The organism is Micromonospora sp. M51, from assembly GCF_018070305.1.
GTDB lineage: Bacteria > Actinomycetota > Actinomycetes > Mycobacteriales > Micromonosporaceae > Micromonospora > Micromonospora parva.
In genome coordinates, this window is record NZ_JAGPXZ010000224.1 from 1 (window position 1) to 8,050 (window position 8,050).

The window sequence follows — 8,050 nt, forward strand, 5'->3', positions numbered from 1 at the left end:
GTCCAGCCCCGCGCGCTCCAGCAGCGCACCGACCCGGGCCAGGTGGAATTCCTCGCCCGCGTGACTCGCCGAGACCAGCGCCACGTCGGCCGGGTCGCTCAACGCCAGGCCGGCCCGGAGCATCCCGATCGCCTGCATCGGCTTGCTGGCCGAACGGGGAAAGATCGGCGAGACCACGTCCCCGGCGGACGCCACCGCGACACCGGCGGCGTCCAGCACCACCACCGAGCCGCGGTGCGCACCCTCCACGAACCCGGACCGGACCACCTCGGCGAGCGGCGCGCCGCCCTCGTACGTCTTCGTCACGCGGTGGACGGTACCGACGGTTCGGGGGTGCCCGGCACCGGGGTGACCAGGACATCCACCGCCCGGGTGACAGGGGCGCGGGACAGACCCGGCCTTACAGCCCGAGCAGCTCGCGGGCCTCGGTGGTGGTCAGCGGCGGACGCTGGGCGAGCTGGGCGAAACCCACCGCGCGGGCGACCAGCTGCATGTTGGACTCCACCGGGCGGCCCTTCGCGTACGTCACGGTGTCCTCCATACCGACCCGCAGGTGCCCGCCCGCCGACAGCGAGGCCAGCAGGACCGCAAGTGTGCTCCGGCCGACACCGGTGGCCGAGAAGGTGGTGCCCTCGGGCAGGTCCCGCAGCATCCGGTGGGCCGCGACCAGGGTTTCCGTGGTGCCCGGCATGCCACCCGGCACACCCATCACGAAATCGACGTGCACGTGCCCGCCGGCCGGCAGCCCGTACTTGCCGAGCAACCGCTGCAACGCCGACAGGTGGCCGAGGTCGAAGATCTCGTACTCCGGCACGATCCCGCGTTCCTGCATCCGGGTGTGCAGGTCGACGATGAACTCCCAGCGGTTGAGGAAGACGTCGTCGCCGAAGTTGACAGTGCCCATGGTGCAGGAGGCCATGTCCGGACGGGCGTCGAGGACGGCGAGCCGGGCGGCCTCCGGGTCGGTCACCGCACCGCCGGTGGAGAGCTGCACGATCAGGTCGGTGCCCTCCCGCAGCGCCGCCACCGTGTCGGCCAGCCGCACCGGGTCCAGCGTCGGCCGGGCCTCGTCATCGCGGATGTGGACGTGGATCACGGCGGCGCCGAGCGCCTCGCACTCCTTGGCGGTGAGCAGCAACTCGTCGAGGGTCACCGGCAGCGCCGGCACCTCCGCCTTGGCCGACTCAGCGCCGGTCGGGGCCACCGTGATCAACGTCCCTGTTGTCATGCCGGCGATCCTAGACGGCCCGGTCAGGACGGGTCGATCGCCGCCGCCGTCTCGCCGATCAGCAACGCGGCGTCGTCCGGCACGTTGCGCTTCAGCACCGCGAGGGCGACCTGGCCCAGCTCGTGGTGCAGCACGGCGGTGCCGACGAAGCCGACGGCCCGGCCGTCGAGGGTCACCGGCGTACCGGCCACCGGCGGCTGATCGGTGGTCACCCCGTCCAGATGCAGCAGTACGAGGCGACGCGGCGGCCGACCCAAATTGTGCACCCGCGCCACCGTCTCCTGCCCCCGGTAACAACCCTTGTCCAGGTGCACCGCCGGGGCGATCAGGTCGACCTCGGCCGGGATGGTCCGATGGTCGGTGTCCACCCCGACCCGCGGCTGCCGGGCGGCCACCCGGATCGCCTCGTACGCCCAGAGCCCCGCGACCGGCACGCCGGCGCCGCGCAACTCCGCCACCACCTGGTCCATCGCCGACCGGGGCACCAGCAGGTCCACCCCGAGCGGGCCACGTCGGGCCCAGCCGCCGATCGGCAGCGGTTTCACGTCGTACCGAGCGCCGGCCCGCTGTGGCACCGCACCGTGCGGGAACTTCGGACCCGGCACCGCGACCACGTCCGGCGCGGCCAGCCCGGCCACGCCCAACGTGCCGAGCGCCTCCATGGCCGCCGGCCCGACCAGCGACAACAGCGCCCGCTCGGCCGTCGCGTCGCGTGGTTCGACCTTGCTGAAGAACCGCATCTTCTCCAGGTAGGTCAGCAGGCCCTCGGTGGCGCCGGGCTCGGTGTCCAGCCAGGTGGTCTCGCCGTCCTCGGCGACCATGGCGTGCTGCTCGACGTGGCCGTGCGGCGACAGCACCAGCAACTCGGTGCCCTCACCGGCGGAGAGGGCGCTCAGGTGCTGCGAGGTGATCGTGTGCAGCCAGCCGGCCCGGTCCTCCCCGGGCACCGCGATGACCCCTCGATGCGACCGGTCGACCAGACCGACAGCGGTGTCGAGGGTGCGCTGCTCACGCAGCGGGTCACCGTAGTGCGCGGCCACTCCCCGCACGCCGGCCGCGACGTGCGCCGGATCCGGCTGGTCGCGGCTGGCCTCGTCGATGCTCTCGACGGCCACCGCGCCCGCGATGTCGATCATTTGTCGTCCCCGTTCTCGCAGCGTACGCAGACGCCGAAGAGTGACACGTGCCCGATGTCCACCCGGAACCCCCGTTGCGCGGCCAACTGGTCGGCGAGGGGGCGCAGCAGCTCCGGATCGATCTCGTCGATCGCGCCACACTCCCGGCAGACCAGATGGACGTGTTGGTGCTCACCGGCCGCGTGATAGGTCGGCGAGCCGTGCGACAGGTGCGTGTGGGTGACCAGGCCGAGCCGTTCCAGCAGCTCAAGCGTGCGGTAGATGGTGGTGATGTTGACGCCGGCGGCGACCTCCCGCACCGCGGTGTGCACCTGCTCCGGGGTGGCGTGGCCCAGATCGAGCACCGCCTGGAGGACGAGCTGCCGCTGGGCCGTCAGCCGCAGTCCACGGGACCGCAGCATTTCCGCGAGGGAGGATTCGGACACCGTCCGATCATAGTTCGGCAATCGCGGCCGCTCCTGCCTGCGACGGCCCGCCGCTACGCTCGACGGTCATGGTGACGCCACCCGTCGGCACGGCCCCGACCGCAGCGAGTGCCCGGATCGCTGTTCTCGGCCGGGGTCTCGTCCCGGCCGACGAACCCGTCCTGCGCGCCGACGACCTGGGTGTCCTGCACGGCGACGGCCTCTTCGAGTCAATGCACCTGCGCCAGGGCCGGCCGTGGCTGCGCGACGAGCACCTGGCCCGGCTGGCCACGGCGGCAGCCGCCGTCGACCTTGAGCTGCCCCCCGTCGACGCGCTCATCGACCTGCTCGACACCGTGCGCGCGGGCTGGCCGGCGACGGTGGAGGGCGCGCTACGGCTGGTCTGCACCCGAGGCTCGGCAGCCGGCGGCCCGCCGACCGTCTACGCCACAGTGAACCCGGTGCCGGCGTCCTCCCAGGCGGCTCGACGCAACGGGATCACCGTGGCGATCCTGCCGCTGGGGGTGCCCGCCGGCGCGCGCACCGGGCTCGACTGGCTACCGGCCGGAATCAAATCCACCTCGTACGCGGTCAACAGCGCCGCCCGCCGCTGGGCCCGCCGGGCCGGCGTGGACGACGTGCTCTGGGTCTCGTCCGACGGGTACGCGCTGGAGGGACCCATCGCCAACGTGGTGTGGCTCACCGGCGACACGCTCTGCACCGTGCCCGCCGCCACCACCGGCATCCTGCCCGGCACCACCGCCGCCTGGCTGCTCGCCCACGCCGACGAGCTGGGCCTGGACGGTTCCGAACGGATGGTCACGCCGGCCGAGCTGCACGCCGCCGACGGGGTCTGGTTCAGCTCATCGGTGCGCGGGCTCGCCGAGGTGCGGATGCTGGACGGGGTGCGCCGGGAGCCCTGCCCGCGCACCCCCGCCCTGCACGCCCTGCTCGGTTTCCCCGTCGACTGAGCGTCAGCCGCCGACCCGGACCAGCCGGGCGGAGAGGTGCGGGCTGAGCCCGTGGCCCATGGCGGCCATCTCCTGGGCGTAGAGCAACGCACCCTCGACGATGCCGAAGAGCCGGTGGCCGCCGGTGACCTCCTTGGCGGTCGGAGTCCGGATCACCGCGTCGGTGGCGAACTCGACCTGCGTGCCGGTGCGCTTTCCCAGGTGCAGCTCCATCACCCCCGTCGGGGTGGTCAGCAGCGCCTCCAGCTCGTCGGTCGCCCGCCCGTCCACCAGCACCGGACGCCACCAGCCGACCTCGCGACCGGCCGGACGGACCGGCCTGCTCTGCTCGTCGAGGATCCAGGCACGGGACTCGTAGTGCAGGAACGGCCGACCGTCGTGGCTGATCCGGATCTCCTGCGGGTAGGCGCAATACTCGATGGTGGGGAAGCCGCCCTTGCCCCGGCCGCGCCACAGCCCGATGTACGGCAGCAGGGCGTCGAGCGCGGGGTGCAGCTTCGGCCCGACCCGCAGGTCGTGGCTCTCCTCGAACGGGTACTCCTCGACCGGCGGCGCGTTCAGCCACGGCGGCTGCAGCGGATTCTCGTCGCTCACCAGCGTCACCAGCGTCCTCTCGAAATGCGTACGGCAAGGTAAACCAGGCCACCGGCGAGCCCGCCCAGGCCAGCGACCAGCAGGCTGACAAACCCGATCTCGGTAACCATCCCGGCCATCCTATGCTGGGCCACATGGCCCGCACTCTCGTCGTCAAGGCCACCGCGGGGGCTGACGCCCCGGAGCGGTGCGCGCAGGCATTCACCGTGGCCGCGACGGCGGTCGCGGCCGGGGTGGACGTCTCACTCTGGTTGACCGGTGAGTCGACCTGGTTCGCAGTGCCCGGTCGCGCCCAGCAGTTCGACCTGCCGCACTCCGCACCGCTGGCCGAGTTGTTGCACGTCATCCTGACCAGCGGTCGGGTGACCGCCTGCACGCAGTGCGCGGCCCGACGGGAGATCGGCCCGGACGACGTACTCCCCGGGGTCCGGATCGCCGGTGCCGCGGTCTTCGTCGAGGAAGCGCTGGCCGAGGGCGCGCAGGCGCTCGTCTACTGACCGCACGGCGGCGGTGGGTCGATCCGAGCGGAGTGCCGATACCGACCCGACATCTCGGACAGCTGCCTACGATTCGGATGTGACCGAGGCGGCGGAGAGGTTCTTCGAAGCGCTGCCGTCGCGTGCCCCGGAGATCCTGGGCGGCCTGGCCGACGGCACCCTCCAGATCGACCTCGGCGACAACCACCGCACCGAACACTGGCTGGTCCGGATGCGGCCCGGGTCCGTGCGGGTCAGCCGCGAGCGTGGCCCGGCCGACGCGATCTGGTACAGCAGCGCCGCCCTCTTCGACCGGCTGATCTCCGGGGAGGCCCAGGGGATCGCGGCGGTGCTGCGCAACGAGAGCACGTTCAGCGGAAACGTGGTGCTCTTCCTCGCCTTCCGGCGGTTCTTTCCGGACCCGCCCGGCACCCGCGACCCCCGCGAAACGGCCCGCCGAGCAGCCGGGCGACAACGGTGAGAGACCTCGTCAGCATCCTGGACGGCAACACCTTCCTGGTCAGCGACCGACGTGGCGACATCGAGCCGTCCTACGACTTTCCCACCGGGCTGTTCTCCTTCGACACCCGCTTCCTGTCCACCTGGGTGCTCACCCTGGACGGCGAACGGCTGCACGCCCTCTCCGTCGACGACTCCGAGTCGTACCGCACCACGTTCTTCCTCGCCCCCGGCGAACCCACCCACTACCTGGACGCGAAGGCGTCGGTGATCCGCAGCCGGGCGATAGTGGGCAGCTTCGAGGAGGAGCTGACCGTGCTGAACCACCTCGGCGCGGAGGTCGAGTGCACCCTCCGCATCGAGGTCGGGGCCGACTTCGCCGACCTGTTCGAGATCAAGAACGCTCGGCAGAAGCGGGGTCGGACCACCATCACTGTCGGCGAGAACGAGCTGCGGCTGGCCTACCGACGGGAGGAGTTCCACCGGGAGATGGTGCTCCGGACCACCGCGCCGGCCCGGATCGACGAGACCGGGATGACCTTCCGGATCCGGATCGCCCGCAACGGCAGGTGGAGCACCCGGCTGCACGTGTCCAGCGTCGTCTTCGGGGCCCGCAGCCAGGACATCAGAGCCACCCTCCCGTACGGCGGCAGCCGCAGCGCTGACGCCATCCGGGCCGAACAGCAGGAGCTGATCGACCGGGCGCCGAAGCTCGGCTGCGACTGCGAGCCGCTGGCCGGGGCGTACCGGCGCAGCCTCAACGACCTGGCCGCGCTGCGCTACGAGTCGATCGCCCTGGGCGTGCGGCTGATCGCCGCCGGGCTGCCCTGGTTCATGACCCTGTTCGGCCGGGACAGCATCATCACCTCGTTGCAGGTGTTGCCGTTCCTGCCGGAGCTGGTCCCGCCGACCATCCTGATGCTGGCCGGGCTCCAGGGTCACCGGGTGGACGACTTCCGGGACGAGGAACCCGGCAAGATCCTGCACGAGCTGCGGTACGGCGAGACCGCCGGCTTCGAGGAGCAGCCTCACTCGCCGTACTACGGGTCGGCCGACTCGACACCGCTGTTCATCATCCTGCTCGACGAGTACGAGCTGTGGACCGGTGACTCCGCCCTCGTTCGCAAGCTGGAGTCGCAGGTCCGCGCGGCGTTGAAGTGGATCGACACCTACGGTGACCTGCTCGGCACGGGCTACCTCTGGTACCAGACCCGCAACCCGGAGACCGGCCTGCAGAACCAGTGCTGGAAGGACTCCTGGGATGCCATCTCGTACGCCGACGGCCAACTGCCCGGCTTCCCCCGGGCCACCTGTGAGCTGCAGGGCTACGCGTACGACGCGAAGATCCGGGCCGCCCGGCTGGCCCGGAAGTTCTGGAACGACCCGGAGTTCGCCGACACGTTGGAGCGGGAGGCCGCCGACCTGAAACAGCGGTTCGACCGCGACTTCTGGATCCCCGAGCGGGAGCACTACGCGCTCGCGCTGGACGCCGACGGCCGGCAGGTGGACGCGCTGACCTCGAACATCGGGCACCTGCTGTGGAGCGGCATCGTGGACGAGTCACGTGCCGGCAAGGTGGTCGAGCACCTGCTCGGGCCGCGCCTGTTCTCCGGCGGGGGGCTGCGGACGCTCGCCGCCGACGAGGGGCGGTACAACCCGATCGGCTACCACGTGGGCACGGTCTGGCCGTTCGACAACTCGATCATCGCCTGGGGGTTGTGGCGGTACGGCTTCCGGGACGAGGCCGGGCTGATCTGCGAGACGATGCTGGCCGCGTCCCGGTACTTCGGGGGGCGGCTGCCGGAGGCGTTCGCCGGCTACGCCCGCGACCTCACCAACTATCCGGTGGAGTACCCGACCGCGTGCAGCCCGCAGGCCTGGTCCACGGGCACCCCGCTGCTGCTGCTGCGGGTGATGCTGGGGTTGGAGCCGCAGGGCGAACACCTGATCATCGACCCGGCCGTGCCATCGGGGATGGGCCGCGTCGAGCTGTTGGACATTCCCGGTCGGTGGGGCACTGTCGACGCGTTGGGCCGCAGCCGCGACCCGGAGGAACGGCCGGGCGGGGGCTGACCCGGCCCGGCTGCCGGCTCAGCCCGGGCAGCCGACGGTGGCGGCCAGCCGGGTGGCGTCCGGGCCGATCTCGGCAAGCACCGTGACGGCACCGGTGCGGTACGCGTACACCGGGGGTTGGTCCACCAGTGGGGCGTTGCCGGCCAGCGGGGCGAGTGCGGCCGTCGAGGCCGCCGGACCGGGACCGTTGGCGGACCGCGCGGTACGGGCGAACCCGCCGCCCGGGCAGGGCGCGGTGACCAGCTCCGGCGCGGTGTCGCCCGGCCGGTCGAGTGCCAGCAGCGCGGCGCTCAGCGCGGCGGTCTCCGGGCCGGCGGCGGTGGCCGGGGCCGGAGAGTAGCCGGTGCCGACCGGCCGGCAACCGGTGTCGACGACCAGTCGCACCCGGCCGTCACCTGTCGGCCGCCCCTCGACGGCCACGAACTCTCCGGCGTCGGCGCGCAGCTCGGGGCCGTCCACTCCGGTCCAGACCCCGGCCCGCCAGCTGGCCGGCAGCCGTTCGGCGATGCCGGACAGCACGGCCCGCTCGTCGCCGGTGGCCGCGAGCACACCGACCTCACGTCGCAGCCTCGCCCCGTCGGCGAACGGGGTGACCCGGCAGCCGGACGCGATCCGCGCCGGACCCAGCTCCAGCAGACCCGCGGCACCGGCCGCGAGGGCCAGCTCGCCGACCGCCCGGTCGACCACCGGGCCGGCCTGGTCGAGGGAC

At 72.3% G+C, this 8,050-nt stretch carries 11 protein-coding genes; 4 read left to right on the forward strand and 7 right to left on the reverse strand.

Annotated elements, in window-relative coordinates:
* The 4 genes from KBX53_RS14400 to KBX53_RS14415 form a co-directional block, all read right to left on the reverse strand.
* Window positions 1-306, reverse strand: a 306-nt coding sequence (locus KBX53_RS14400; protein ID WP_210859726.1) for an asparaginase, incomplete at its 3' end; no start/stop codon positions are given.
* A gap of 94 nt (window positions 307-400) precedes the next feature.
* Window positions 401-1,228 (reverse strand): 3-keto-5-aminohexanoate cleavage protein, encoded by an 828-nt coding sequence (locus KBX53_RS14405; protein ID WP_210859728.1) that lies wholly within the window; start codon window positions 1,226-1,228, stop codon window positions 401-403.
* A gap of 23 nt (window positions 1,229-1,251) precedes the next feature.
* On the reverse strand, window positions 1,252-2,364 hold the full coding sequence (locus tag KBX53_RS14410; protein ID WP_210859730.1) for a folate-binding protein YgfZ: 1,113 nt from the start codon (window positions 2,362-2,364) through the stop codon (window positions 1,252-1,254).
* A complete protein-coding gene (locus KBX53_RS14415; protein WP_030327761.1) occupies window positions 2,361-2,789 on the reverse strand; it encodes a Fur family transcriptional regulator in 429 nt (142 codons plus the stop codon). Before KBX53_RS14415 ends, KBX53_RS14410 begins: the two co-directional genes overlap by 4 nt.
* A gap of 68 nt (window positions 2,790-2,857) precedes the next feature.
* On the opposite strand from KBX53_RS14415, the gene KBX53_RS14420 reads away from it, so the two are divergent.
* Window positions 2,858-3,739: an aminotransferase class IV gene (locus KBX53_RS14420; protein ID WP_210859733.1), complete on the forward strand. Its 882-nt coding sequence runs from the start codon at window positions 2,858-2,860 to the stop codon at window positions 3,737-3,739.
* 3 nt (window positions 3,740-3,742) lie between these two features.
* On the opposite strand, the gene KBX53_RS14425 is transcribed toward KBX53_RS14420, so the two are convergent.
* The gene (locus KBX53_RS14425) at window positions 3,743-4,333 is read right to left on the reverse strand and encodes an FABP family protein (protein WP_210859735.1); all 591 of its coding nucleotides are present in this window, start codon (window positions 4,331-4,333) and stop codon (window positions 3,743-3,745) included.
* A gap of 5 nt (window positions 4,334-4,338) precedes the next feature.
* A complete protein-coding gene (gene mtfM / locus KBX53_RS36990; RefSeq protein ID WP_030327764.1) occupies window positions 4,339-4,443 on the reverse strand; it encodes a small membrane protein MtfM in 105 nt (34 codons plus the stop codon).
* Between the two features lie 12 nt (window positions 4,444-4,455).
* On the opposite strand from mtfM, the gene KBX53_RS14430 reads away from it, so the two are divergent.
* The 3 genes from KBX53_RS14430 (at window position 4,456) to KBX53_RS14440 (ending at window position 7,341) form a co-directional block, all read left to right on the forward strand.
* On the forward strand, window positions 4,456-4,830 hold the full coding sequence (locus tag KBX53_RS14430; RefSeq protein WP_030327765.1) for a DsrE family protein: 375 nt from the start codon (window positions 4,456-4,458) through the stop codon (window positions 4,828-4,830).
* Between the two features lie 79 nt (window positions 4,831-4,909).
* The gene (locus tag KBX53_RS14435) at window positions 4,910-5,290 is read left to right on the forward strand and encodes an SCP2 sterol-binding domain-containing protein (RefSeq protein ID WP_030327766.1); all 381 of its coding nucleotides are present in this window, start codon (window positions 4,910-4,912) and stop codon (window positions 5,288-5,290) included.
* Entirely contained in the window at window positions 5,287-7,341 is a 2,055-nt protein-coding gene (locus tag KBX53_RS14440) for a glycogen debranching N-terminal domain-containing protein (RefSeq protein WP_210859737.1), read from the forward strand. The genes KBX53_RS14435 and KBX53_RS14440 overlap by 4 nt, the downstream gene beginning before the upstream one ends.
* A gap of 18 nt (window positions 7,342-7,359) precedes the next feature.
* Here KBX53_RS14440 and KBX53_RS14445 read toward each other — a convergent pair.
* Window positions 7,360-8,050: hypothetical protein (locus KBX53_RS14445; RefSeq protein ID WP_210859739.1), on the reverse strand; the 691-nt coding region annotated here is incomplete at its 5' end.

What these genes read in the sequence shown, in the direction of transcription:
- KBX53_RS14405 (WP_210859728.1), bottom strand. Translation starts at nt 1,228, where the DNA reads ATGACAACAGGGACGTTGATCACGGTGGCCCCGACCGGCGCTGAGTCG.
- KBX53_RS14430 (WP_030327765.1), top strand. Translation starts at nt 4,456, where the DNA reads ATGCTGGGCCACATGGCCCGCACTCTCGTCGTCAAGGCCACCGCGGGG.
- KBX53_RS14410 (WP_210859730.1), bottom strand. Translation starts at nt 2,364, where the DNA reads ATGATCGACATCGCGGGCGCGGTGGCCGTCGAGAGCATCGACGAGGCC.
- KBX53_RS14420 (WP_210859733.1), top strand. Translation starts at nt 2,858, where the DNA reads ATGGTGACGCCACCCGTCGGCACGGCCCCGACCGCAGCGAGTGCCCGG.
- mtfM (WP_030327764.1), bottom strand. Translation starts at nt 4,443, where the DNA reads ATGGTTACCGAGATCGGGTTTGTCAGCCTGCTGGTCGCTGGCCTGGGC.